The following is a 24,800-nucleotide window of genomic DNA, read 5'->3' as shown; positions in this document are numbered from 1 at the left end:
TCTAGTCATTCATAGCCATCTGTAGTCGTTTATGTTGATCGCGTGAAGCTTTCGGAGTGGGCGCGTCAGCAGGGCGTGAGCTACCAGACCGCTTGGCGGTGGGTGAAGGACGGGAAGATGCCCGTCCCTGTCCGCCAGGCGCCGTCTGGGACGTGGCTGGTCGATGAGCCCCATGTCGAGCCGTCCGAGCGCGTGGTGGCGTACTGCTGTGTGTCGTCCGCCGACCAGAAGACAGATCTTGAGCGGCAGACGGCTCGGGTCGTGGCCGGCGCGAACGGGCTGGGCCTGGCCGTCGCCGAAGTCGTCGCCGAAGTCGGCTCGGGGCTGAACGGGCGGCGTCGCAAGCTGCACCGCCTCCTGTCGGACCCGAACGCCGCTGTGATCGTGGTCGAACACCGCGACCGGCTGGCCCGGTTCGGTGTCGAGCACCTCGAAGCCGCCCTGTCGGCGTCCGGGCGGCGACTGGTCGTCCTCGACCCCACCGAGACCACCGATGACCTGGTGCGGGACATCACCGAGGTACTGACCTCGATGTGCGCGCGCCTGTACGGGCGCCGGGCTGCGAAGCACCGTGCGGCCCGTGCGGTGGCCGTGGCGATGGGCGAGGCCGCCGAGTGAAGAAGTTCCGGCCGCAGCCCGGGTTCGTGGTGCAGGCGTACCGGTTCGCGCTTGACCCGAACTCGGCCCAGGAGCATGCGCTGCGCTCGCATTGCGGCGCCGCGCGCGCGGCGTACAACTGGGCCGTGGCGTGGGTGAGCGCGTCGTGGTGGCAGCGCGCCGCAGAGACGTCGTACGGCGTGGCCGAGGCGGAGCTGACGCAGTGGCGGCCGTGGTCGCTGCCTTCCCTCAGGAAGGCGTTCAACGCCGCCAAGCACACCGATGCGAGGTTCGCCGACTGGTGGGAGGACAACTCCAAGGAGGCGTACAACACCGGCCTGGCGAACGCTGCTGCCGCGTTCGACAACTACGCCAAGTCCAAGCAGGGCAAGCGTCGCGGCCGGAAGATGGGTGTGCCGCGGTTCAAGCAGAAGCGGAAGGCGCGTCCGGCCTGCCGGTTCACCACCGGCACGATCCGCGTCGACGCCGACGGCCGGCACGTGACGCTGCCCAGGCTGGGCACGATCCGCACCCACGAGCCCACCGGCAAGCTCCTGGCCCGCGTGCAGGCCGGGACTGCCCGCATCCTGTCCGCGACCGTCCGGCACGAACGCGGTCGCTGGTTCGCTTCCTTCCAAGTCGAGGCCAGGCGGGACCTCGTACGTGTCGCCCGCCCTGAAGCCGCCGTGGGTGTGGACCTCGGCGTGAAGACCCTCGCGGTGATGGCCGACTCGACCGGCGAGATCCGCACCGTGGCCAACCCCGGGCACTACGACCAGGCGCTGAAGCAACTGGGCCGCGCGTCCCGCACCGTCTCCCGCCGCCAGGGACCGGACCGCAGGACCGGGCGCAAGCCGTCGAAGCGGTGGGAGAAAGCCAACACCGCCCGCAACAAGGTGCACCACCGCGTGACGAACCTCCGCGCCGACGCCCTGCACAAGCTCACCACCGCACTCGCGGCCGAGTACGGCACGGTCGTGGTCGAAGACCTCAACGTCGCCGGCATGCTCCGCAACCGGCGTCTGGCCCGCAAGATCGCCGACGCCGGGTTCGGCGAGATCCGACGCCAGCTCACCTGCAAGACCAGCCAGCGGCATGGCACCCGCACCATCACAGCCGACCGCTGGTACCCGTCCTCCAAGACCTGTTCCGGCTGCGGCGCGGTGAAAGCCAAGCTGCCGCTGCACGTCCGGACCTACCACTGCGACGCCTGCGGCCTGGTCATCGACCGGGACGACAACGCGGCCCGCAACCTCGCCGCCCTCGCGGCGGCCCGCACGACCGGGACCGGAGTGGCCGGAGACCGGGACACCGCACTGGTGTCGAAGCCTCGTGGAGCCGACCAGAAGACCCGCGCCACCCGCCGCAGCCGCAAGGTCACGGCGGGGCGGGCAGGTGGCGCAACCCTGCCGCATCAGCGGCAGACGGAAACGAGAGACCGTACTCAAGCCGAAGCCCTCACGCTTTGGTGATGTGACGGACCTTCCGCGCCGAAATGCCCGGAATGCTGAGACCTGACTACGGTCTCGGCAACGGTATCCAGGACTCACCCGCCGCTGCGAAGGAGCCCCGCATGTACGTCGACGTGAACGCCCTGGATCGGGAGGCTCGTGGGCTGGCCTGCCTGATGGCCGACCTCGCCATGGAGTCCATCACCCTCCCGCAGGCCCGGTCGCCCGAGGAGGAGGGGGCAGAGATCGAGGAGAGGTTCAGTACCGAACTGGGGGCGTCTCACGCACGGATTGCCGCTGCCGGATCCGATGTGGAGTGCATTCTGCCCAGCTTGCTGATGGCGATGGCCGGGCAGGTGGCGGCTCTCGCGGCGGAGATTGCCCTGAAGAGCAATCGGGATGTGGCGGAGGTGATCCGCTCCATCGGCGGCCAGTAGCCGGCTGCGGCATGGCGCTCTCCGGGACGCAGAATCGGCACATCACGATCACGGTGGCCCGGTACCGGGCCGCGAGTGTGCTTCGTCGCTGAGAGCCTTCGTCACTGAGCGGCTTCGCGCCGCGGCAGGGCGCGCAGTCCCCCTGCGCCTCCCGCTCCTTCTTCGAGATGGCACGGGCTCGACCCGTAAAAGGCTTTCGCCAAAAGGCTTTCGCCAGCAGGCATCCACCCGCTGAGAACGCATCGAATCTCTGGCGCTGCCGCTGCGTGCCCGCGAGCTGTTCCGGGAACGCACGGGGACGGTCGCGGGGGCGATCTTCGCCGTGTCCGCACTGGCCGCGCTGTCCGGTCAGTTGAAGGTGACGGCCTGGGCGAAACGCACGATGTCTGCGCCGCGCGCCATCGCTTGCGGACTCGCCGTGATGGGCATCGCCTTCCTGCCGCTCGTGCCCGGTGTGCGGGCCGACGGCCGAGCCGGTCCGGCCTTCGGCGTACTGGCGCTGACCGCGTGTGCGGCGCTGCTCGCCTGGGGCGGGGCGCTGCTGTACCCGTTCGAGATGGACATGGTCGTGCGTCTGTCCGGCGACCGCCTTGTGGCGACCTACTACGGCGCCTACAACACGGCCTCCGGCATCGCCATCTCGCTCGGGAACCTGGCCGTCGGGTCACTCTTCGACACCGGCGTCGGCTGGCTGCCGTGGGTGTCGCTGACCGCGATCGGTCTGGGGTGCGCGGTCTCGGTGGCCTGGCTGCACCACTCGGGACACCTGGAGACCGCGGTCGCCGGGGAGGCGGTGCCGGCCGCCTGACGGGCGGGCGCGGTCAGTGGCGCCCACCATCGGGGCCCGGCGTGGCAGCCGGTCCGCGCTGTCAGCCGTACGGCCATGCACCTGTGCGGTCACGCACCGACGACGCCGGGCTCACAGATTTGAAATAATGACCGTATTGCCCTTTTTGTCATGCCATGCCGCGACCTCGACTGCCGAGGGTCCTGCCAGGAGGCCGAGATGTACTCCTCGATCATTGGGGCGGACCCGGCAGCGGTGCGGAGCGACTGCTGCAGACGGAAGGCGACCGAGATCAGCCGTGCCGCCCCCGGGTGCTCGTGATGGCGGGCATGGGGCGAGGCATCCACCCGAGGCAGCCGCACACGGCCGACCTGCACGCACGTCTGCGTGCCGAGCTCGGCCGGATCGACGAGCAGTTGCGGTCTCTGCTGGACGCCATGGACCGGGTGCAGGGCCTCCTGGACGCCGTGGTGTCCATCAGCCGTGAGGTGGAGCTGCCCGCGGTGCTGAACCGCATCGTCACCACCGCCATGGATCTGGTGGGCGCCCGCTACGGGGCACTGGGCGTGCTCGACGAGTCCGGAGACCATCTTGAGCAGTTCATCGCCGTCGGTCTGTCCGAACAGGAACGCGCTGATCTGGCCGACACCGGCTTCCCTCGCGGTAAGGGGGTCCTCCAGCATCTGATCCGCCACCCGGAGCCCTTGCGCCTGGAGGGTATCCTGTCTCATCCGTCGTCCACCGGGTTCCCGCCCGGTCACCCGCGTATGCGTACTCTGCTCGGCGTCGCGATCAGCGTCCGCGGCGAGATCTACGGCGACCTCTACCTCTCCGAGCGGAATGACGGACAGCCCTTCGACGCTCACGACGAGAACGTCGTCGTCGCGCTGGCCGGCGCTGCCGGGATCGCGATCGAGAACGTCCGCCTGTTCGAGCACGTACGGGTCGGAGCCGAGCAGTTCCAGCGGTTGCTGCTGCCGACGCTTCCCGACCTGCGGCCTTTCACCGCGGCCGCGATCTACCGGCCTGCGGCCGAGCCCAGTCAGCTCGGCGGTGACTGGTACGACGCCATCCCGCTGCCCGGCAACGTCGTGGCGGTCGTCATCGGTGACGTGGTCGGGCACGACCTGGAGGCCGCGGCCTCCATGGCCTCCACCCGCAATATGCTGCGCGCTCTGCTGTTCGAACAGGTCGGTGCGCCCGGTGCCGTCCTCACCCAGCTCGACCGCACCCTGCAGGCCATGACAAGCAGCCCCATCACCACCACAACGCTGGCGCGCATCGAACCGGCCGGATCGGGCTGGAGCCTCCACTGGAGTACGGCAGGCCACGTTCCGCCGCTGCTGATCGTCCCCGGGCACCGGGCGGAATCCCTGTTCGCCGAGCCGGGGCTGCCGCTCGGGGTCGACCCTGAACAACCCCGCCCCGAACACTCCCGGCCCGTGCCGCCCGACTCCACCGTCGTCTTCTTCACGGACGGGCTGATCGAACATCCTGCCCGGTCCATCGACGAGAGCCTCAATGAGCTGATCGATCTCGCCACCGCGTACGCCGCTCTGCCGCTGCCGGAGTTCGTTCAGGCACTGGCCGATCACCACCCCAGCGACGGTCACGACGACATGGCCGTGCTCGCCCTGCGCACCCCGCCCGCCTGACCTCGGTTCCGCGCGGGACGGCCGGCGCGACGGTGCCATGGAGGATCCCGGGGAAGCGGCGGATGATGGATCACGGAGCGATGTCGAAGCGGAGGCCGTCCCCATGACTGTCGCCCGGCAGGAACGGCTGCGGCGCGGCGCCGCAGCCGCTCTGGAGATCTGTGTCGTGGCCGCGGCCTACTACGGCTCGGCCAAGCTGGGACTGCTCCAGCAGCTGGTGCGCGGCCAGGTCACCCCGCTCTGGCCGCCGACCGGAATCGCCGTGGCGAGCCTGCTCCTGCGCGGCCCGCGAGTCTGGCCCGGAATCGCGCTCGGCGCGCTCCTGGTCAACGCCCCCCTCGGCCCGTCGCCGCCGGCCGTGATCGCCATCGTGGCGGGCAACACGCTCGCCCCCGTCTGCTCGTACGCGCTGCTCCGCCGCGTGGGGTTCCGCATCGAACTGTCCCGTCTGCGGGATGTGCTCGCGCTGATCTTTCTCGGCGCGTTCGCCGGGATGCTGGTCAGCGCGACGATCGGCAGCGGGACCCTTGCCCTCGCCGGAGTGGTGGGCGCCGGCGGGTTCTGGCCGACGTGGTCGGTCTGGTGGACCGGCGACGCGATGGGCGTACTGCTGGTGACACCGGTCCTGCTCGTTCTCCGCTCCGCCCACTGGCCGAAGGACGCTTCGCCGCTCCGTTGGGCGGAAGGCTTCCTGCTCCTCGTGGCCACCGCGTGCGTCGGACTCCTCGGCTCCGGCAGTGTGCCCCTCATGTTCCTGGGCTTCCCCCTGCTGATCTGGGCGGCCTTCCGCTTTCAGCTGGCCGGGGCCGCGCCCTGTGCCCTGGCCGTGTCCACCTTCGCGATCGTCGCCGCCGCCCGGGGGTCCGGCCCGTTCGCCGGTCACGATCTGCTCGTCAACATGATCACCCTGCAGGCTTTCAACGGCTCCTCCGCGCTGACCGCCCTGCTGGTGGCGGCGGCCGTGAGCGAACGCAACCAGTCCCAGAAGGAGATCTCGCGGGCCTGCGGGTATCTCGCCGAGATGGTGGACAAGATCTCCGCGGGCGGCTACCAGCCGACACTTCCCCTCAGCTTCGGCGAGGAGGACATGTCGGTGCAGAGGACGAACGGGAAGGGCGCGGCGGACGAACCAGAAGTCCGGCGTGATCAGCCGTGACACGTGGCACATCAGCACATCCACGGTCTCCACTCGACAAGAGCTCGCCCCTCGCCCGCGTCGTCGCCCCGGCCGTGCGGGACCCCTGACCTGGCCTTCGCCCACCGCGGCTACGACCGCGACAGGGACGGAGTCATCCCCGCGAGCGGCTCGGGGAGTGGGCGTGGGACGGCTTCCCCCTGCGGTCGGGCACAGGTCCAGGTGGGAGGGTGGGAGGACGTGTTCCGTTCCGAGGAGGTAGTTCCCGCATGCGCCTGCTGCTCATACGTCATGGCCAGACCCCGTCCAATCTCAAGCACCTGCTGGACACGGCGGTGCCGGGCCCGGGACTGACGCCTTTGGGGCAGGACCAGGCGGCCGCACTGCCGCAGGCGTTGGCGGGAGAGACGATCGATGCCCTGTACGCGTCCACGCTGCTGCGCACCCAGCTGACGGCCGCCCCTCTGGCCGCCGCGACGGGGCTGGAGGTCCAGGTCCGGGACGGTATTCGGGAGCTGGCTGCCGGAGAGCTGGAGATGCGGGGCGACGACGAGGCCGCCGCCCTGTACATGTCCACCGCGTTCGCCTGGTCCTTGGGTGACGTAGAACGCCGGATGCCCGGAGGCGAGAACGGCGTGGAGGCCCTGGGGCGCTTCGATTCCGTGGTTGCGGAGGCCGCCGGCTCGGGGGCGGAGACGGTGGCGATGGTCAGCCACGGTGCCGCGATCCGGATGTGGGTGACCGCGCGGGCGGCCAACGTGGACGTGGCGTACGCGTCGAGTCACGCGCTGGGCAACACAGGCGTCGTCGTCCTGTCCGGCTCGCCCGACCGCGGCTGGCAGACGCTTGCGTGGGAAGGCCGGCCGCTCGGCCCCGAGGGAAGCTCACCGCAGGACGGCGGCCCGACAGGGGAGGCAGTCCCGACAGCCTGAGGGACTCCTCCCCTCATGAATGAGGCGATTCCTGACTCGCGCGGCCTCTGGGAGCAGCGCTCCCGGAGGTCTTACGCCTTCAGTGTCAGCCGGGTTGAGACCAGCCCGGACGAGCTGGTCGCCCCTCGTCCGTCCGTGCGGGCGCCCGGTTGTAGAACGGCCTCCTGGTCGAGCGTCCTGAGCCTGCGGTGGCATGAGCGGCGAAGTGCCGGAAACTCACTGGTCCAGCGGATTTCTGAACCGCGATACTCGATGTTCATGACGCGCGATGACCCCACCGGAGATATCCCGGTCAACCCGGCGTTGCGTCGGGTTCTGGCACGGGCCGGCAGCCCGGAACTGCTGGAACTGCTGGCTGGCGGGATGTCGGGCGCGGATCTGACCACGTTGCTGCTGGAAGTGTTCCGGCGCCGGGCGGACCGGCTCTCGCCGGCCCAGGTGATGGCGCGCTATCGCAGCGATCGGTTCGTGGCCCCAGCGCCCGTCGAGTTCGCCGCACTGCGCCGCACCGAGGACGCGTTGGTGTCGGCGTTGCCCGACGGCTTCGAGGTCCTCGTGCTCGCCCCGGTCGTGCCTCTGGCCGCGCATTCGGCCGTGGCGACCGTCGATCCACGCAAGGTGATCGCGACTGTTCGAGGCAGCGAGGTGGCCGCCGATCCGACGAACGCACTGGCGCTGGAGGCATCGCACCGGCGCTCCCTGGCCCTGGCCGCCGATCCGCGTTCGAATGCGCCGGTCCGGCTGGCGGCCAGCCAGCGAGTGGCCCGTGCCCAGAGCTTCAACGGTCCGAAGGACCTCGCCCACTTCCAGCTCTTCGGTCTGGTGACCGCCGGGCGGGACACCGGCAGCCGAGCCTTTGAACACGGGCACCTGGCCGAGCACCTGAGGTTCGCCGCCCGGGTCATGGCCGATGTCGGGGCACAGGACACACAGATCAGAGTGACCTTTCTCGAGGACGCGACCGGTCTGACCCTCGATCGGATGCGCCACGACCTGGCCGGGCTGCCAGGAGTACAGGTGTGCGAGGACCCCGACCGGGCCACCGGACGCGGCTACTACACCGTAGTCTGCTTCAAGATCGTCACCAGCGTCGGAGGCCACCAGCTGGAAGTCGGCGACGGCGGCTTCGTTCAATGGAGTCAACTGCTTACCGGTAACCGTAAAGAGCGCCTACTGATCAGCGGATTCGGCGTCGACCGCCTTGCCGAGGCCTTGACGTCGCAGCCAGGACCCGGCGAGTCCGCGTCGCAGCAGACGGGTTGAGCCTTTCTCACCGGCTGATGTCAGGCGGGATCGATCACCGCCACTGACACCCGTCTCGTCTGCGATGATGGGTGATCATGGCCTCGATGTCCTCGCAGAGTTCGGCCGGTACCCCGCCCACGAGCGAGGACGTGGCGCGCGCCGCGGGAGTCTCGCGGGCCACCGTCTCGTATGTCCTGAACAACGCCCGAGGCGGACGCATCAGTGAGGCGACCCGGGAGCGGGTGAGGGAAGCGGCCCGGCAGCTGGGCTACGTGCCGCACGCCGTGGCGCGGGCCCTGCGCGCGGGGCGCAGCGGGGTCGTCCTGCTCACCGCTCCCGCTGTGACCGCGGGGCCGTTGTTCGCGCAGTTCTTCGCCGAGCTGCAGTCGGCCCTTTCGGAACTCGGTTACACGGCCGTCCTCTACGGCCCGACGGGCCACAGGGGCGCGGAGGCCGCACGGCGCTGGGCCGAGTTGCGGCCCGACGCGGTGCTGTCGTTGATGGACGACAGCCTGGATGAGCACGCTGTCGATGTGCTGCACCGGGCCGGGATCGGGGTCGTGGTCAGCGCCGGGCCGGCGCCTGTGGCCGGCGCGCACGCCCTGGTGGCGGACCAGGTGCAGGTCGGCGCGGTGGCCGCGGAGCGCCTGATGGCGGTCGGACGCAGGAACATCGGGGTGATCGTGCCCGCCGACGCGTCGCTGCGCGGGTTCGCCGAGCCCAGGTTCTCCGGTGCGCAGACCGCCGCGCGGGTACACCCTTCCGTGACCGTCGTACGGCAGGAACTCGCTCTCGACGAGGGGGCGGCGGCCCGGTGGGCCGAGCTGGTGGTCGAGACGAGGGTCGACGGGTTGTTCGCCTACAACGACGAGTACGCGTCCGTCGCCGTACGCGCCCTGCAGGACGCCGGTCTGCGTGTCCCGGAGGACGTGGCCGTGGTGGGTGCGGACGATCTGCTGATCGGCAGGCTGCTCCGCCCGAAGCTGACGACCGTGCGCATGGACTTCACGCCCGCACGTGAGATCGCCGCGATGCTGGACCGCCTGATCGGCGCCCCCGACACGCCTGCGGAGACCCGCTCCTACCTCCGAACCGGTCTGGTGATCCGGGAAACCGCCTAGCCGGGGCGGTCGGCGAGAGGGCGCGGCAGCAGCGTCACCGCACGCGGTGACCGTGTCGTGGCTGACGGAGGCGTTGCTCCGGCGCCGATCCATGGCTTCAACTTTTCAACACTTGAGAGATCCCGCAGCCGATGACGAACACAACTCGTGCCGTCCGACCTCTTCCGCTGATTACACGTGTCACCTACTGTCCTCCTCAACGCGCGCCCCCACCGCGTCCGCATTCATCGGCATCGCTCTTCAAGGGGCCTCACCATGACCCATTCACTTCCTGAAAACGCGACGGCGACCGCCGTCGTCGGCACCGACAACGAGGCCGCCGCACCCGCGCCTCCCGGGCGCCTCGCGCGGCTCTACGTCACGCTGCCCGCCGCCAACATCGCGCTCTATCTGTTGTGGCTCGGCGTGGGCAGCTTCCTGTTGCCCATCCAGGTCGCGCAGATCACCGGCACGAACGACACATCCGCCTTGTCCGCCGCCAGCACCACGGGAGCCGTCCTCGCGACGATCGGCAACCCGGTGTTCGGGCAGCTGTCCGACCGCACCCGGTCCCGGTTCGGCCGCCGGGCGCCGTGGATCCTGCTCTGCGCGCTGCTCGGCGCGCTGGCCCTCGTGGCCCAGGCGCACGCGACGAGCATCGCGACGCTCGGTCTGAGCTGGGGCGTCGTGCAGTTCATCATGAACGGCTACCAGGCCGCCCTCACCGCCGCGATGCCCGATCGCGTCCCGGTCGCCCGGTACGGAACCTTTTCGGCGCTGGTCGGTCTGGGCGTGCCCCTCGGCACGATCGCCGCGGCACTGATCATCGGCGGGGTGCCCGGCACCAAGTTCGGCCTGGACGGTGTCATCGGCGGATTCGGCGGCCGGTTCGCCGGCGAGAACGGCTACTACCTGATAGCCGCCGTCATCGTCGTCGCGGCGCTCGTGTTCGTCGTCCTGTCCCCGGACCGCGACGCCCGTGCCCTGCCGCGCGAGCCGTTCTCACTCAGGGAGTTCCTCGGCGGCTTCTGGGTCAGCCCCCGCCGGCACCCGGACTTCGCCTGGGCCTTCGTCTCGCGACTCGGGGTCATGCTGGGCTACTTCATAGTCCTCACCTACAACCTGTACCTCCTCGCCGACTACATCAAGGTCCCGCCCCAGGAGCTGCTGCCGACCGTCGGCTTCCTGATGGTCGTCAACGCGCTGTGCACGGTCGCCGCCACCGTCCTCCTCGGACCCCTCGCCGACAAGGTCGGCAGGGTGAAGCCGTTCGTGTTCGTCTCCGGCATCGTCGCGGCGCTGGCCCTGTCGCTCCCGGTGCTGTGGCCCACCCAGGGCGGCATGCTCACGTACAACATCGTCGGCGGCCTGGCGTTCGGCGCCTACATGGCCGTCGACATGGCCCTGATCACCAAGGTCCTGCCGCGCGCAGCCGACGTGGGCAAGGACATGGGCGTCATCAACATCGCCAACGCCGGACCGCAGATACTCGCCCCCACCCTCGCCGGCTGGATCGTCGCCGCCGGCGGCTACGAGGCCCTGTTCCCGGTCGCCGCGGCCGTCTCCCTCGTGGGCGCGCTGGGTGTATGCCGCGTCCGGAGCGTGCGCTGAGCCGTCCAACTGCCCACCAGTGCCCACAACATGAGTGAACGAGGAGCAACCAGTGACTGTCCACCCCGCGGAGCAGCCCGTCGTCCGCACCGCCCACGGCCCCGTGCGCGGTGAGCGTCGCGACACCGGCGTCCGATTCCTCGGCATCCCCTACGCCCAGCCCCCCGTCGGCGAACTCCGGTTCGCCGCGCCCGTTCCTCCCGAGCCCTGGTCCGGCGTCCTGGACGCCACCGCCTACGGACCCACCGCGCAGCGCCGCCCCCTGGCCGAGGTCACCTTCATCCCTGAGCCGAGCATTCCGGGCGACGGGACGCTCAATCTCAACGTGTTCACACCGGACCCCTCTTTGGACGCCGGCCTGCCGGTGATGGTGTGGATCCACGGGGGTGGCTTCCTCGCCGGGGCCCAGGCGAGCCCTTGGTACGACGGCGCGGCCTTCAACCGCGACGGGGTGGTCGTCGTCTCGATCGGCTACCGGCTCGGCTTCGACGGCTTCGGTTGGATCTCCGACGCACCGCACAACCGCGCCGTCCGTGACTGGTTGCTGGCCCTTGAATGGGTGCGGGACAACATCCGCGGCTTCGGAGGGGACCCCGGCCGGGTCACCCTCGCCGGTCAGTCGGCGGGCGGTGCCGCCGTGCTGACCCTGCTGGGCATGCCGCGCGCGCAGGACCTGTTCCACCGCGTGCACTGTCTGTCCGGCCCGGTTTCGCAGGTGTCGATGACCGAGGCGGAACGTCTGGGGCGCGGGCTGGCCGAGCTGGGCGGCGTGCAACCGACGCGAACCGGCTGGGGCCGGCTGAGCGAGGAACGGATCCTCGATCTGCAGAAGCAGGCGTCCTCCCTGGCGGCGGACCCCGATGCGGACGCCGACACCGTGAGCGGCGCGCAGCCGGATGACGCTCTGGCCGGAATCACCAGCCTGGTCGCCAAGAGCCTGCCCTTCGCCCCCGTGGTCGATGGCGACTTGATCCCACGGCCCACTCCGGACGCTCTCGCCGCGGGCGTGGGAGCGGGCAAGGAACTCGTACTCGGGGCCACCGACCACGAGTTCACGATGGCACTGCACTCCATGCGGGACCGACTGGCCACGGCGGTGCCGGCCCGGGTCCTCACCGCGTGCGGCGTGGACGAGAACGTCGCCGCCGCGTACGCAGCCGATCACTCCGGCCTCGACACGGCCGACGTCGTCGGCCAGTACGTCACGGACCACGTCTTCCGCAGCGCGGTACTCCGGGTCGCCCGGGCTCGCGCCGCCGCTCCGACCTGGCTGTACCGCTTCGCCTGGCGCTCTCCCGTCCTCGGTCTGGCCACGCACTGCCTCGACGTGCCGTTCCACTTCGACTGCCTCGACGCCGAAGGGGTCGCCGCCGTAGCCGGTGCCGAGCCGCCCGAAGCCCTTGCCGCAGATATCCACGGCGCGGCGGTCGCGTTCATCCGCAACGGCAGCCCCGGATGGACGCCCTGGACCTCCAGCGCCCCGGTCACCAGGGTCTTCGACACCCCGTCCTCCGACACGGGCGACGGCTACGCCGACGTACGCGCTCTGCTCACCGCCCCCGCACCGTTGCCCGACGACGCCCGGCTGAAGTAGGGGGTGAATCAAGCGATCGGGGGGAGCGGTGGCCGGCCGGTGCCCTGTCAGGCCCGTTGCGCCGGGCGCCTCGTACGAGGCCGTCGGGCCAGCCGCTCCAGGGCGAACGGGCGGGTTGCCTCGGCCGCCGCGCGGTCACCGGTCACCAGACCGGCGACGGCGCGCCCGGTGACGGGGGCGAGCATCAGGCCGAGCATGTTGTGACCGCCCGCCGCGACGATCCGCGAGGTGCCGGGGACCGTACCGATCAAGGGCAGTCCGTCACGCGTCAGCGGCCGGGCTCCCACCCACTCCTCCTCGCGGTCCGCCCAGTCGGCGTCCTCGAGATAGGGGCGGGCGGCCGCGACGATGGCCCGGACCCGGGCCTCGCGGTAGCGGTCGGCGTCGGCCTCGAACTCCATCGTGCCGGCCACCCGGATCCGTTCGCCGGTCTCGTCCAGCGGGGTGAGCACCACGTGTGCCGTTCCCAGGTGGACGAGCCGGCGCAGCGGCTGCTTGGAGCGCACCGAGAAGCTGTAGCCCTTGCCGGGGAACAAGCCGGGGTCGACACCGAGGCCCCGCAGCAGCGTCTGCGACCACACGCCGGCGGCCACCACGGCACGGTCCGCGCTGTACGTGCCGGCCGAGGTCCGCACCTGCACCCCGCCCTCCGCCTCGTCGACCGAGGTGACCCGGGCGCCCTCCACGATGTGTACGCCGTTGTCCCGGAGCCGGGTGGTCAGGCCGTCGACGAACCTGGACGGGTCGACCGACCACTGGTCCTCGACGACGAATCCCGCCCGGGCGGTGTCCGAGAGCGCCGGCTCCGTCGTGGCCATACCGGCACGGTCCAGCACACCGTCCGCCGACAGCGGCGCACCCAGCGCGGCGAACGAGGCGTGCGCACGGCCCGCGTCCTCGTGCGACGGGAACGCGAACAGATAGCCGTCCTTGCGCGCCGCCCCGTCCGCACCGAGCTGCTCGAGCTCCTCGAACAGCGCGAAGGTGTCCTTGGCGAACCCGGCGAGAGCCTGCGCACCGTGCTGGTGGTCGCGGCGGTTCGCCCGCCGGGCGAAGCCGGTGAGGAAGCGGACCAGTTCGGTGTTGGGGCGGGGGTGGACGTGCAGGGCGCTGTCGGGGCGGTGGATGCCGCGCAGGGCCTTCGTGATCACGCCGGGCGCGGGCAGCGGCTCCACGAGGTCGGGGCAGATCTCGCCGGCGTTGCCGCGAGAGGAGCCGCTGCCCACCCGGTCGCGTTCGAGGACCGTGACATCCAGGCCGGCCTCTCGCAGGTAGTGGGCACAGGCGAGTCCGATGACGCCCGCACCTATGACGATCACGGACTGCGGGGCGGGGGAGGGGAGGGTGTTCATGCGAGATCCGTGACTTCGGTGGGACGGGTGGAGGGGACGGAGGAGGCGGAGGCGCCGGCCGGCGTGGGGGTGGAGAGGGAGCGGGCCGGGCCGGGCGACGAGGTGGGCTCGCCCGAGGCGGCCGCTTCGTCCAGCGACAGGCCGCGGGTCTCCGGAGCGAGCAGCAGCGTGGCGAGCCAGCCGGCCGCTGCGATTCCCGCGCCGACGAGCATGGCAAGGCGCGTGCTGTGGCCGAGGAGCACCGGTGCGCCGAAGGTCCCGATCGCCGCGCCGATCCGGCTGACACCGGCGGCGAAACCGTTGGCGGTGGCCCGCACCTCGGTGGGGAACAGCTCGGAGGGGTACAGCGCCTGAAGACACTGGCTGGCGAAGGCCGTTACGCCGAACAGGGCGAACAGGAGCACCACCAGCCAGACGGGCGGGTCGGCCACCGCGGCGAGGCCGGTCAGCGGCAGGACGGAGGCTCCGAAGCTCCAGAGCAGCAGGGCGCGCCGGCCCCGGTTGACCATCAGCATGCCGGAGAGCGAGCCCAGCACGAAGAACAGCTGCACGGCGACGGCTCCGAGGTAGGAGTCCGTACCCTCGCCGAGCCCGAAGGACGCCAGGATGGTCGGTTCGTACGTCGTGATCGCGTAGATCGGCAGCAGCTGGCAGCACCAGAAGAGGCAGACGAACAGCGTGCGCCGTCCGTAGCCGTTGCGGAAGATGTCGCTGTAGCGCGGGGTGACGGCGGGCCGGACCGGCGCCACGGCGGCGCCGACGTCGCTGCCCATCCTGCGCAGCACGGCCCGCGCCTCCTCGACGCGGCCCCGGCTCAACAGCCACTGGGGGGACTCCGGTGTACGCAGCCTCAACAGGAGAACCACCGTCGCCGGCACGGCGCTGCTCGCGAGCAGCAGACGCCAGTCGTCGAGACCGGTGCGCAGCATCAGCCAGCCGACGGCGTAGGCCACCGCGGCGCCCGCCGACCACATCGTGACGAGGACGACCATCAACGGTCCTCGGGAGCGTTCCGGAGCGAACTCCGCGGCGATCGTGCCCGCGATCGCGAAGTCCGCGCCGATCGCGACGCCCATCAGGAACCGCAGCACCACCAGCTGCCAGGCCGCGTCCGCGCCGTACTGCAGCGCCGACAGCACGATGAACGCGGCGATCGCGGCGAGGTAGACCTTGCGCCGGCCGATCCGGTCGGTGACGTACCCGAAGGCGAGGCCGCCGGCGAACATGCCGACCAGAGAGGCGGAGCCGATCAAGCCCGCGCCGCCGGGACCCAGTTGGAAGGCCGAGGTCACCAGGGGGAGCGCGACACCGATGATGCTGAGGATGTAGCCGTCGCAGAACTCACCGCCGCCGGCGTACAGCGTGATGAGCCGGCCGGCACGCGAGCTCGTGCGGGAACTGTTCGGGGAGGCGCCGCCCGGGGACGGTGCGGCGACGGCGCCCGGGGAACCGGGTGAAGCGGCCATGTGCAGCTCCTGGCAGACAGAGGGTGACGGGAGGAAGGACAGCGGTGGAGGAGTTCGGGGACGGTCGGCGGCGCCGAACGCTGGAGACGAAGGTAGTCACGGCCCTCCCGCTGGTCATCGTGCGGATCGACCAGGACGGACAAGGCACCGGCAGGCCGCTCTTGTACGATCCGCACGATGAAGTCCGACAGCCTCCCCCTGCCTGTTGCCGCCTCGGCCGTGCTGACCCCGAAGCTCGCCCACGAGATCGCCCAGGACATCAGCCGCATCGTCGGCTTCAATGTGCTGATCACCGACGCGGACGCCGTGGTCATCGGCAGCGGCGACCCGGCGCGCCTGGGCGCGGTGCACGAAGCCTCGCTCGAGGTGCTGCGCACCCTGCGGCCCACCGCGCACACCGCCGCCCAGGCGCGCCCGCTGAGCGGGGTGCGCCCGGGCGTCAGCCTTCCGCTGCTCCTCGGGGACGAGGCGGTCGGTACGGTCGGCCTGACCGGGGCACCCGCCCGAGTACGCCAGTTCGGCCTGGTGGTCCAGAGGCAGACCGAGATCCTGCTCCAGGAAGCCGCCGCCACTCGCAGCCGCATGCTGCACGCGGGCGCCGTCCACGACCTCCTGCGCGGCATCGCCTATTACGACCCCGATCTCGTGGACGCCGCCACGCTGTCCTCCCGGATGGCCGAACTCGGTTTCAGCCCCGCACTGCCCCGCCGCGCGCTGCTCCTGGGCACCCGTGCCGCCGCGGGCGGGGCCGAGGCGCCCGACGTCTCACCGGCGGCCGTGCTCCGCGCCGCCGGCTCGGTCTTCGGTCACCGGCAGGACCTCTTCGGGCACCTCGACTCCGGCCACGTCTTCGTCCTCCATCACGACCCCGACGGACGCTTCCTGGAACGCTGCGCCCAGTTGTGCGCCCTGCTCGCCGAACGCGCCGGCGCGCATCCGACGATCGGCCACGCGCAGCCGGCCACCGGCCCGGCCGCCCTGCACGCCGCATACCAGGACGCCGCCGCGGCCCTCCGTCTCGGGCCGCGGCTCGACGCGTCCCGCAGTGTCTTCGCCGCCCATGAGGTCCGCGTCCCTCAGCTGCTCGCCTCCGTGCCGCCACAGGCCCGAAGCCGCTTCCGGGACGCCGTGCTGGGGGCGCTGCCCGAAGCGCCGGACTGGCCACAGCTGCGCGAGACCCTCATCGCCTGGGCGGAGGGAGGGTTCAGCCTGGTGGGGGCGGCGCGGCTGCTGCACATCCACCGCAACACGCTGCTCTACCGCCTGGACAAGATCACCCGGCTCTCCGGCCGCCCGGTCCGCGAACCCGCCGAGGGCATAGCTCTGTACCTGGCCTGCCGGACGGAGCCGTCGCCGCAGTCGGACTGAGGCGATCGGCCCCCGGGCCGCGCCCGGCCGGGAGATGGCCCGAAGTCCCAAGTCCCTTGAACTGCCGGGTGATTGACAGCCGTCGCAGCCGTCCCTACGGTGACGCCACAGGTTTACATCGATGTAATGACCTCGCGCTCCCGTGCCGGTCTCCCTCCGGGGAGCCGCCTTCGAAGGGCTGCCCATGTCCCTGCCGAGCACTTTCCGCGCCATCCGCCGGGCCGTCGTGGCGTTGGGTGCGCTCCTCGCACTCGTCGGCGGTGTCCTTCCGGCGTCGGCCGATCCGTCGCCCGGCGCGCCAAGCGCGGTTGCCGCCGCCGCTTCGGGCGGGTTCCGCAATCCGCTGAACAGCGGCCCCGATCCGTACATGACGTACTGGAACGGCAACTACTACCTCACGACCATGCAGGGCGACAGCATCAGGATGTGGCGCTCCCCGTCCCTGAGTACTCTTCTGACGGCCGAGCCGGTCACGGTGTGGACCGACACGGACAGCTCGCGCAATCGTGACATCTGGGCTCCGGAGTTCTACCGGTTCGGTGACCGCTGGTACATGTACTACACCGCTGACGACGGCGTGGACGACCACCACCGCCTCTACGTCCTGGAGTCGGACCGGGACGATCCGGCGGGCCCCTACCACTTCAAGGGCAAGCTCGCGCCGCCCAACCACGCGAACGACTTCGCCATCGACGCGGGCATCCTGCAGCACAACGGACGGCTCTACCTCGCGTACAGCGGCATCAACCAGTACCAGCACAACGGCCTCAACATCGCACCGCTGTCCAACCCGTACACGATCTCGGGCGACGCGGTGGCCATCGACGGCGCGGGGGGCTGTCCGGAGGTCCGTGAGGGACCCGAGTTCCTGAACCGCAACGGCCGTACGTGGATGACGTACTCGACGTGCGACACCGGCAAGCCGGACTACCAGCTCTGGATGATGTCGCTTCCGGACACGGCCGATCCGCTGGTGCCGGGCAACTGGACGCAAGCCCAGGGTGCGGTGTTCTCCCGCGCCGACGACCACGGAGTCTTCGGGCCGGGCCACCACGCCTTCTTCAAGTCGCCCGACGGCAGTGAGGACTGGATCGTCTACCACGCCAAGACGACGAGTGCCCTCACCTACGGCAACCGCACCACGCGTGCCCAGAAGTTCGGCTGGAAGGCGGACGGCAGTCCGGACTTCGGCCGGCCGCTCGCCATGGGGGCCACGCAGGACCTGCCGTCGGGGGACCCCGGGGCCGGCAACTACTGGATCAACGACGACGGGCGCTCCGACGGGCCGGGGACCGTCACCTACGGCGGCACCTGGAACTCGGGCACCGGCTGTGCGGCCCAGTGCTTCTGGGGCGACGACCACTGGAGCGACCGGACCGACGCCTCGGCCACCTTCACCTTCACCGGCACCCGCATCGCCCTGCTGTCGGTACGCGACGTGGGAAACGGGTACGCGGATCTGAGTGTCGACGGCGGGCCGGAACAGCGCGTCGACTTCTACGGCGCCATCCGCACCGGGGAAACGGTCCAGTACCTGAGCCCGAAGCTCCCGCCCGGACAGCACACCCTGCGCGTGAGGGTTGCGGGTCAGCACAACGCGCAGTCCTCCGCGTCGTTCGTGAGCGTCGACCGGGCGGAGGTCTTCGTCGACTGATGCGGCTGCGCTGCCCGTCGCGGAAGCGGGGTGGGGCCGATCGCATACCCGGCGCACATCAGGGTCGGCATGAGGGGCGATAAAAGGGGTGAAACCGTCCGATTATGCGGACTCCCGGGCGGCTGAGCGGCGCCGGTGGGGCGTGGTGGGCGCGCTCCCCTGGTGGGGCCCGCTCCCGCTCGGGGGACCGTCTGAACGATCAAAACAGGGGCGGGTTAGCATATGAGCGCCGCCTAGCTCGAAAGATAAACCTGTGACTGTCAAAGACGACTCGTTCACCAACTGGAAGAACCGCGAGGAGATCGCGGAGTCGATGATCCCGATCATCGGGAAGATGCACAGGGAGCGGGACGTCACCGTCCTGCTCCACAGCCGCTCCTTGGTGAACAAGTCGGTGGTGAGCATCCTCAAGACCCACCGGTTCGCCCGCCAGATCGCCGGCGAGGAACTGTCGGTCACCGAGACGATGCCGTTCCTGCAGGCGCTCGCCGCGCTCGACCTCGGTCCGTCGCAGATCGACATCGGCCTGCTCGCCGAGGCGCACCGGGCCGACGACCGCGGTCTCTCGGTCGAGGAGTTCACCGCCGAGGCCGTCTCCGGCGCCACGGGTGAGAACAAGATCGAGTGCCGCCAGGCGCGTGACGTCGTCCTCTACGGCTTCGGCCGCATCGGCCGCCTCGTCGCCCGCCTGCTCATCGAGAAGGCCGGCTCCGGCAACGGTCTGCGCTTGCGCGCCATCGTCGTCCGAGGCGGTGGCGAGCAGGACCTCGTCAAGCGCGCCTCGCTGCTGCGCCGCGACTCCATCCACGGCCAGTTCAACGGCACGATCACGGTCGACGAGGCGAACAGCACGATCGTCGCCAACGGCAACGAGATCAAGGTGATCTACGCCAACGACCCGTCCGAGGTCGACTACACGGCGTACGGCATCAACGACGCCATCCTGATCGACAACACCGGCAAGTGGCGTGACCGCGAGGGGCTTTCGAAGCACCTCCGCCCCGGCGTCGAGAAGGTCGTCCTGACCGCTCCGGGCAAGGGCGACGTCCCGAACATCGTGCACGGCGTCAACCACGACATGATCAAGCCGGACGAGCAGATCCTGTCCTGCGCGTCCTGCACCACCAACGCGATCGTCCCGCCGCTGAAGGCGATGGACGACGAGTACGGTGTGCTGCGCGGTCACGTGGAGACCGTCCACTCGTTCACCAACGACCAGAACCTGCTGGACAACTACCACAAGGCCGACCGCCGCGGCCGCTCCGCGCCGCTCAACATGGTCATCACCGAGACCGGCGCCGCCTCCGCCGTCGCCAAGGCGCTGCCCGACCTGAAGGCGCCGATCACCGGCAGCTCGATCCGCGTCCCCGTCCCGGACGTCTCGATCGCGATCCTCAGCCTGCGCCTGGGCCGCGAGACCACCCGCGAGGAAGTCCTCGACCACCTCCGCGACGTCTCGCTGAACTCGCCGCTCAAGCGCCAGATCGACTTCACCACGGCCCCCGACGCGGTCTCCATGGACTTCGTCGGCTCGCGCCACGCCTCCATCGTGGACGCCGGTGCCACGAAGGTCGACGGCGACAACGCGATCCTCTACCTGTGGTACGACAACGAGTTCGGCTACTCGTGCCAGGTCATCCGCGTCGTCCAGCACGTCTCCGGGGTCGAGTACCCGACGTACCCGGTCCCGACTGCTTAAGCCTTGAAACCCCAGGGGGCCCGGCCGTTCCGACGGCCGGGCCCCCTGGGGCTGTTCTCGCAAGGGCGTGACGTCTACCGGTCGCCCGTGAGCGTGCGCATCCACGCTTCGACCTCGTCCGCCGACCGCGGCAGGCCCGCCGACAGGTTCTCCGTGCCGTCGGCCGTCACCAGGATGTCGTCCTCGATCCGCACGCCGATGCCGCGGTACTCCTCCGGCACCGTCAGGTCGTCCGGCTGGAAGTACAGGCCGGGTTCGACCGTCAGCACCATGCCGGGCTCCAGCGGGCCGCCCACATACGACTCCGTGCGCGCGACGGCGCAGTCGTGGACGTCGAGGCCGAGCATGTGGCCCGTGCCCGCCATGGTGAAGCGCCGCTGCAGACCGAGCTCGAAGACCCGCTCCGGGTCGCCCTCCAGCAGGCCCCACTCGACGAGCTTGCCCGCCATGCAGCGCTGGGCCGCGTCGTGGAAGTCGCGGTAGGCCGCCCCCGGCTTCACGGCCGCGATGCCCGCCTCCTGGGCCTCGTACACCGCGTCGTAGATCTTGCGCTGGAGCGGCGTGAACGTGCCGCTGATCGGGAGCGTGCGGGTCACGTCGGCGGTGTACAGCGTGTGGGTCTCCACGCCCGCGTCGAGGAGCAGGAGTTCGCCGGGCCGCACCGGGCCGTCGTTCTGCTCCCAGTGCATGATCGTGGCGTGCTCGCCGGCCGCGCAGATCGAGCCGTAGCCGACGGCGTTGCCCTCCAGGCGGGCGCGGCGGAAGAAGGTGCCCTCGATCCAGCGCTCCGAGGTCGCGATCGCCGTCGCCAACTCCCGTACGACATCGGTGAATCCGCGCACCGTGGAGTCGACGGCCTTGCGCAGCTCGCCGATCTCCCACGCGTCCTTGACCAGGCGCAGTTCGGACAGGGCCTCCTCCAGCCCGGCGTCGCGCTCGGCGTCCGTCGTCACGGCGGCCTCGAGTGCCGGGTCGTGGCCGCGGACGATGCGGGTCGGCGCCCCGGGCGCTGCCGCAAGCTCGGCGGCGGCGTCGCGGATGTCGCGGCAGGGCAGGCCGAGGACCAGTTCCGACTCGGCGAGGCTGCGGCGGCGGCCCATCCACAGCTCGGACGTCATACCGGTCCAGAACTCGTCGGTGTCCCGGCTGTCGCGGGGGAGCAGATAGAGGTGGATGTCGTGTCCGCCTTCGGCGCGCGGCTCGAACACGACGGCGCTGTCGCGCGCCTGATCTCCCGTGAGATGCACATACGCCGAGTAGGGGCGGAAGGGGTAATGGCTGTCGTTCGAGCGGATCTTGAGCTTGCCGGAGGGGATCACCAGCCGCTCGCCCGGGAATCGCGCGGACAGGGCGGTGCGGCGACGCGCGGCGTGCGGCGCCTGCTCGTCGGGCCGCAGGTCGCGCTGCTCGGTGTCGGCCCAGCCCGTCCTCATCAGGGCGGAGAGCTCGTCGGAGAGGCCCGCGTAGAGGCCGTTCTTGCGTCCCTTGGGCCGGGGTTGGGCCTCGGGCTGAGTCGTGGGCTGTGACGTCGCCTGAGTCGCGGGCTGTGGCCTGGGCTCGGAGGAGGACACGATGCACCCTTCTGCTGTGTTCCGGTGTGATCCAGCTGCTTCCGGTGGGTTCCGCAGTGGTTTCGGCTGAGCTGCCCGTCAGCCTAGTAGCCCTTGGCCCGCTTAGGAACATGTGACATAGTACAGCCGTGACTACGCGGCTGACCTGCGATGTTGTAGTGGTCGGCGCCGGAATGGTGGGCGCGGCCTGCGCCCTCTACGCGGCGCGGGCAGGGCATTCCGTCGTCCTGGTGGACCGCGGCCCCGTGGCCGGAGGGACCACCGGTGCGGGCGAGGGGAACCTGCTCGTCTCCGACAAGGAACCCGGCCCCGAACTCGAACTCGCCCTGCTCTCCGCCCGGTTGTGGTCCGAACTCGCCGCCGAACCGGGCGTGGCCGGGGCCGTCGAGTTCGAGGCCAAGGGCGGCGTGGTCGTGGCGTCGTCCGCCGAAGGCCTGGCGGCGCTGGAGAAGTTGGCCGCGCAGCAGCGCGACTCCGGTGTCGACGCGCGCGCCGTCACGGCCGACGAGCTGTACGCACTCGAACCGAAACTCGCCCCGGGAATGCCGGGAGGCGTCCACTATCCGCAGGACGCCCAGGTGATGCCCACGCTGGCGGCCGCGCACCTCGTACGCCTTGCGCGCTCGGCGGGGGCGCGGCTACTGACCGGCGCGCCCGTCAGCGCGGTGCTCCGGGCGGCGGACGGTTCCGTACGAGGCGTACGTACCGGCCGCGGCGAGATCCACGCCCCCGCCGTCGTGAACGCGGCGGGCACGTGGGGCGGCGAATTGGCCGCACTCGCCGGGGTCCGGCTGCCCGTGCTGCCGCGGCGCGGCTTCGTCCTGGTCACCGAGCCGCTGCCGCGTGTGGTCCGGCACAAGGTGTACGCCGCCGACTACGTGGCCGACGTCGCGAGCGACTCCGCCGCACTGCAGACCTCACCGGTCGTCGAGGGCACCGCGGCCGGTCCTGTGCTGATCGGCGCGAGCCGCGAACGCGTCGGCTTCGACCGCACGTTCTCGCTGCCCGTCGTACGGTCGCTCGCGGCGGGCGCGGCACGGCTGTTCCCCTTCCTGGAGAACGTCCGCGTGATGCGGTCCTACCTGGGGTTCCGCCCGTACATGCCGGATCATCTGCCGGCGATCGGACCGGACGCACGCGTGCCCGGTCTCTTCCACGCCTGCGGGCACGAGGGCGCCGGCATCGGACTCGCCACGGGTACCGGGCACTTGATCGCCGGAGCGCTCGGTGGCGGAAGGGCGGATCCGGCCCTCGCGCCCTTCCGCCCGGACCGGTTCCCCGAGGAGGCCTCGTGAACAGCAAGCGCACACCACTGGATCTCGTCAGGGCCGAGCCCGGACCCGCGCACACCGCCACCTTCGACGGGGCGCGGATCGCGGTGCTTCCCGGGCAGACCGTCGCCGCGGCGCTGTGGTCGGCGGGCGTCACCGCCTGGCGCACCACGCGCGGCGCCGGCGAGCCACGGGGAGTCTTCTGCGGCATCGGCGTCTGCTTCGACTGCCTCGTGACCGTCAATGGCCGCCCCAACCAACGGGCCTGCCTCGTACGGGCAGAACCCGGCGACGACATCCGCACGCAGCACGGCACCGGGCACGGCGACGCGACGGAGGGGGAAGGGCCATGAAGCGTGGCGCATCTCAGAGCACGGCGGACACGCTCGCCGTGATCGGTGCCGGACCCGCGGGGCTCGCCGCCGCGCTCGCCGCGGCCGTCCGCGGGAGCCGCGTGACCCTGATCGACGCGGGCGCACAGGCGGGAGGCCAGTTCTACCGCCAGCCCGCCGAGGAACTCGGCGCCCGTCGCCCGCAGGCGCTGCACCATCAGTGGCGGACCTGGGAGCGGCTGCGGGACGGCCTGGCCGCACAGATCGCGACCGGCCGCATCACACACCTGACGGATCATCATGTGTGGTGCGTGGAACGGCTGGACGAAGCATCCGGCTTCCTCGTCCACGCGCTGCACGGCCCGGCCCAGGAAGAGCCGTCCGTGGTGCGTGCCGACGCCGTCGTCCTGGCGACCGGCGCCTACGAGAAGGTGCTGCCCTTCCCGGGCTGGACCCTGCCGGGCGTGATCACCGCGGGCGGCGCGCAGGCCATGCTCAAGGGCGGACTCGTGCTCCAGGGCCGTACGGCCGTCGTCGCGGGCACGGGACCGCTGCTGCTGCCGGTCGCCGCCGGACTGGCCGCGGCAGGTGCGGAGGTCGCCGCACTGGTCGAGTCCGCCGGGGTGAAGGACGCCGCCCGGCACGCGAGGACGCTTTCCGCCCACCCGGACAAGCTCGTCGAAGGAGCCGGGTACGCAGCCCGACTGATGCGTCGGCGCGTGAGGCTGAAGGCCCGGCACGCTGTCGTGGAAGCGCACGGCGACGGCGCGCTCGAAGCCGTCACCGTCGCCGCGCTCGACCGTGACGGGCGAGTGGCGGCCGGCTCCGGGCAGGTCATCCCCTGCGACACCCTCGCCGTCGGCCACGGCCTGCTGCCGCACACCGACCTCGCCGAGACGCTCGGCTGCCGTCTCGAAGGGCCGGCCGTGGCCGTGGACGAAGAGCAACGCACGGACGTCCACGGAGTGTGGGCCGCGGGCGAGGCCACCGGCGTCGGCGGCGCCGCTCTCTCGCTGGCCGAGGGGCACACCGCGGGGTGCTCCGCCGCTGCACGGCTCGCGGGCCGCGAACCCGATCCGCGTACGTGGGCGGCCGCCGCCAAATCCCGGACGAGGACGAGGAAGTTCATCGCCTCCCTCGACGCCGTCTTCGCACCGCGTGCGCACTGGGCCGAGCAGGTCACCGACGACACCGTCGTGTGCCGCTGCGAGGAGGTGCCGGCCTCCGCGATCCGTGAGGCGGTCGGCGAGCTCGGGGCCACGGACGCGCGCACCGTGAAACTGCTGACCCGGGCCGGTATGGGCTGGTGTCAGGGCCGCATGTGCGGACCCGCCGTCGCCGGGCTCGCGGGATGCGAACCGCTGCCGTCCAGAAGGCCGTTCGCGCGACCCGTCCCGCTGGGAGTGCTCGCCCGCGCGGGGGAGGACCTGTCCGATGAGTGAGCCGCACGCCCTTCCGGCGGCCGGATCTATCAGCCCGTAGCCATCAGACCGTAGCCATCAGTGCAATGTCACACGCCACAGGAACAGAGGAGACACCGCCC

General features: G+C 71.0%; 20 protein-coding genes. 17 read left to right on the top strand and 3 right to left on the bottom strand.

The window, feature by feature from the left end:
- Positions 1-42 precede the first annotated feature (42 nt).
- From ACZ67T_RS28320 to ACZ67T_RS28270, 11 genes are all read left to right on the top strand, one after another.
- Entirely contained in the window at positions 43-618 is a 576-nt protein-coding gene (locus tag ACZ67T_RS28320) for an IS607 family transposase (RefSeq protein ID WP_469987805.1), read from the top strand.
- Positions 615-2,069: an IS607 family element RNA-guided endonuclease TnpB gene (gene tnpB / locus ACZ67T_RS28315; RefSeq protein WP_469987804.1), complete on the top strand. Its 1,455-nt coding sequence runs from the start codon at positions 615-617 to the stop codon at positions 2,067-2,069. Before ACZ67T_RS28320 ends, tnpB begins: the two co-directional genes overlap by 4 nt.
- A gap of 101 nt (positions 2,070-2,170) precedes the next feature.
- On the top strand, positions 2,171-2,485 hold the full coding sequence (locus tag ACZ67T_RS28310) for a hypothetical protein (RefSeq protein ID WP_469987803.1): 315 nt from the start codon (positions 2,171-2,173) through the stop codon (positions 2,483-2,485).
- A gap of 322 nt (positions 2,486-2,807) precedes the next feature.
- Complete coding sequence (locus ACZ67T_RS28305) at positions 2,808-3,293, top strand: hypothetical protein (protein ID WP_469987802.1); 486 nt, start codon at positions 2,808-2,810, stop codon at positions 3,291-3,293.
- Between the two features lie 299 nt (positions 3,294-3,592).
- Positions 3,593-4,927 carry a PP2C family protein-serine/threonine phosphatase gene (locus tag ACZ67T_RS28300; protein ID WP_469987801.1) on the top strand — a complete coding sequence of 445 codons (1,335 nt, stop codon included), beginning with the start codon at positions 3,593-3,595 and terminating at the stop codon, positions 4,925-4,927.
- Between the two features lie 103 nt (positions 4,928-5,030).
- Positions 5,031-6,083, top strand: a complete 1,053-nt coding sequence (locus ACZ67T_RS28295) for an MASE1 domain-containing protein (RefSeq protein WP_469987800.1) — start codon at positions 5,031-5,033, stop codon at positions 6,081-6,083.
- Between the two features lie 248 nt (positions 6,084-6,331).
- The gene (locus tag ACZ67T_RS28290) at positions 6,332-6,994 is read left to right on the top strand and encodes a histidine phosphatase family protein (RefSeq protein ID WP_469987799.1); all 663 of its coding nucleotides are present in this window, start codon (positions 6,332-6,334) and stop codon (positions 6,992-6,994) included.
- Between the two features lie 258 nt (positions 6,995-7,252).
- Positions 7,253-8,257 carry a hypothetical protein gene (locus ACZ67T_RS28285; protein WP_469987798.1) on the top strand — a complete coding sequence of 335 codons (1,005 nt, stop codon included), beginning with the start codon at positions 7,253-7,255 and terminating at the stop codon, positions 8,255-8,257.
- A 77-nt stretch (positions 8,258-8,334) separates the two neighbouring features.
- Positions 8,335-9,360, top strand: coding sequence for a LacI family DNA-binding transcriptional regulator (locus ACZ67T_RS28280; protein WP_469987797.1), 1,026 nt, complete (start codon positions 8,335-8,337; stop codon positions 9,358-9,360).
- A 255-nt stretch (positions 9,361-9,615) separates the two neighbouring features.
- Positions 9,616-10,950, top strand: coding sequence for an MFS transporter (locus ACZ67T_RS28275; RefSeq protein ID WP_469987796.1), 1,335 nt, complete (start codon positions 9,616-9,618; stop codon positions 10,948-10,950).
- Positions 10,951-11,002: 52 nt separating this feature from the next.
- Complete coding sequence (locus ACZ67T_RS28270) at positions 11,003-12,544, top strand: carboxylesterase/lipase family protein (RefSeq protein WP_469987795.1); 1,542 nt, start codon at positions 11,003-11,005, stop codon at positions 12,542-12,544.
- Between the two features lie 47 nt (positions 12,545-12,591).
- Here ACZ67T_RS28270 and ACZ67T_RS28265 read toward each other — a convergent pair whose 3' ends face one another.
- Both ACZ67T_RS28265 and ACZ67T_RS28260 read right to left on the bottom strand, forming a co-directional pair.
- The gene (locus tag ACZ67T_RS28265) at positions 12,592-13,896 is read right to left on the bottom strand and encodes an NAD(P)/FAD-dependent oxidoreductase (RefSeq protein ID WP_469987794.1); all 1,305 of its coding nucleotides are present in this window, start codon (positions 13,894-13,896) and stop codon (positions 12,592-12,594) included.
- Entirely contained in the window at positions 13,893-15,362 is a 1,470-nt protein-coding gene (locus tag ACZ67T_RS28260) for an MFS transporter (protein WP_469987793.1), read from the bottom strand. The genes ACZ67T_RS28265 and ACZ67T_RS28260 overlap by 4 nt, the downstream gene beginning before the upstream one ends.
- 177 nt (positions 15,363-15,539) lie before the next feature.
- Between ACZ67T_RS28260 and ACZ67T_RS28255 the strand changes: the two genes are divergently transcribed.
- From ACZ67T_RS28255 to ACZ67T_RS28245, 3 genes are all read left to right on the top strand, one after another.
- Positions 15,540-16,730, top strand: coding sequence for a CdaR family transcriptional regulator (locus ACZ67T_RS28255; protein WP_469987792.1), 1,191 nt, complete (start codon positions 15,540-15,542; stop codon positions 16,728-16,730).
- 184 nt (positions 16,731-16,914) lie between these two features.
- A complete protein-coding gene (locus tag ACZ67T_RS28250) occupies positions 16,915-18,384 on the top strand; it encodes a family 43 glycosylhydrolase (protein ID WP_469987861.1) in 1,470 nt (489 codons plus the stop codon).
- 253 nt (positions 18,385-18,637) lie between these two features.
- The gene (locus tag ACZ67T_RS28245) at positions 18,638-20,083 is read left to right on the top strand and encodes a glyceraldehyde-3-phosphate dehydrogenase (protein WP_469987791.1); all 1,446 of its coding nucleotides are present in this window, start codon (positions 18,638-18,640) and stop codon (positions 20,081-20,083) included.
- A gap of 74 nt (positions 20,084-20,157) precedes the next feature.
- Here the strand turns inward: ACZ67T_RS28245 and ACZ67T_RS28240 are convergent, their stop codons facing one another.
- Complete coding sequence (locus tag ACZ67T_RS28240; protein WP_469987860.1) at positions 20,158-21,516, bottom strand: aminopeptidase P family protein; 1,359 nt, start codon at positions 21,514-21,516, stop codon at positions 20,158-20,160.
- Positions 21,517-21,782: 266 nt separating this feature from the next.
- Between ACZ67T_RS28240 and ACZ67T_RS28235 the strand changes: the two genes are divergently transcribed.
- The 3 genes from ACZ67T_RS28235 to ACZ67T_RS28225 are packed head-to-tail and all read left to right on the top strand — an operon-like array spanning position 21,783 to position 24,699.
- Positions 21,783-22,949, top strand: coding sequence for an NAD(P)/FAD-dependent oxidoreductase (locus tag ACZ67T_RS28235; RefSeq protein ID WP_469987790.1), 1,167 nt, complete (start codon positions 21,783-21,785; stop codon positions 22,947-22,949).
- Positions 22,946-23,278, top strand: a complete 333-nt coding sequence (locus ACZ67T_RS28230; protein WP_469987789.1) for a (2Fe-2S)-binding protein — start codon at positions 22,946-22,948, stop codon at positions 23,276-23,278. Before ACZ67T_RS28235 ends, ACZ67T_RS28230 begins: the two co-directional genes overlap by 4 nt.
- Positions 23,275-24,699, top strand: coding sequence for an FAD/NAD(P)-dependent oxidoreductase (locus ACZ67T_RS28225; protein ID WP_469987788.1), 1,425 nt, complete (start codon positions 23,275-23,277; stop codon positions 24,697-24,699). The genes ACZ67T_RS28230 and ACZ67T_RS28225 overlap by 4 nt, the downstream gene beginning before the upstream one ends.
- Positions 24,700-24,800 lie beyond the last annotated feature (101 nt).

The sequence above is a fragment of the Streptomyces sp. NPDC107517 genome (assembly GCF_055582645.1).
This window is presented reverse-complemented; position numbering and strand designations above follow the sequence as displayed.

Bases quoted from the DNA above. Each gene is read 5' to 3' on its own strand.
- ACZ67T_RS28310 (WP_469987803.1), top strand. From the start codon at position 2,171: ATGTACGTCGACGTGAACGCCCTGGATCGGGAGGCTCGTGGGCTGGCC.
- ACZ67T_RS28300 (WP_469987801.1), top strand. From the start codon at position 3,593: ATGGCGGGCATGGGGCGAGGCATCCACCCGAGGCAGCCGCACACGGCC.
- ACZ67T_RS28295 (WP_469987800.1), top strand. From the start codon at position 5,031: ATGACTGTCGCCCGGCAGGAACGGCTGCGGCGCGGCGCCGCAGCCGCT.
- ACZ67T_RS28290 (WP_469987799.1), top strand. From the start codon at position 6,332: ATGCGCCTGCTGCTCATACGTCATGGCCAGACCCCGTCCAATCTCAAG.
- ACZ67T_RS28285 (WP_469987798.1), top strand. From the start codon at position 7,253: ATGACGCGCGATGACCCCACCGGAGATATCCCGGTCAACCCGGCGTTG.
- ACZ67T_RS28280 (WP_469987797.1), top strand. From the start codon at position 8,335: ATGGCCTCGATGTCCTCGCAGAGTTCGGCCGGTACCCCGCCCACGAGC.
- ACZ67T_RS28275 (WP_469987796.1), top strand. From the start codon at position 9,616: ATGACCCATTCACTTCCTGAAAACGCGACGGCGACCGCCGTCGTCGGC.
- ACZ67T_RS28265 (WP_469987794.1), bottom strand. From the start codon at position 13,896: ATGAACACCCTCCCCTCCCCCGCCCCGCAGTCCGTGATCGTCATAGGT.
- ACZ67T_RS28260 (WP_469987793.1), bottom strand. From the start codon at position 15,362: ATGGCCGCTTCACCCGGTTCCCCGGGCGCCGTCGCCGCACCGTCCCCG.
- ACZ67T_RS28255 (WP_469987792.1), top strand. From the start codon at position 15,540: ATGAAGTCCGACAGCCTCCCCCTGCCTGTTGCCGCCTCGGCCGTGCTG.
- ACZ67T_RS28250 (WP_469987861.1), top strand. From the start codon at position 16,915: ATGTCCCTGCCGAGCACTTTCCGCGCCATCCGCCGGGCCGTCGTGGCG.
- ACZ67T_RS28240 (WP_469987860.1), bottom strand. From the start codon at position 21,516: ATGAGGACGGGCTGGGCCGACACCGAGCAGCGCGACCTGCGGCCCGAC.
- ACZ67T_RS28225 (WP_469987788.1), top strand. From the start codon at position 23,275: ATGAAGCGTGGCGCATCTCAGAGCACGGCGGACACGCTCGCCGTGATC.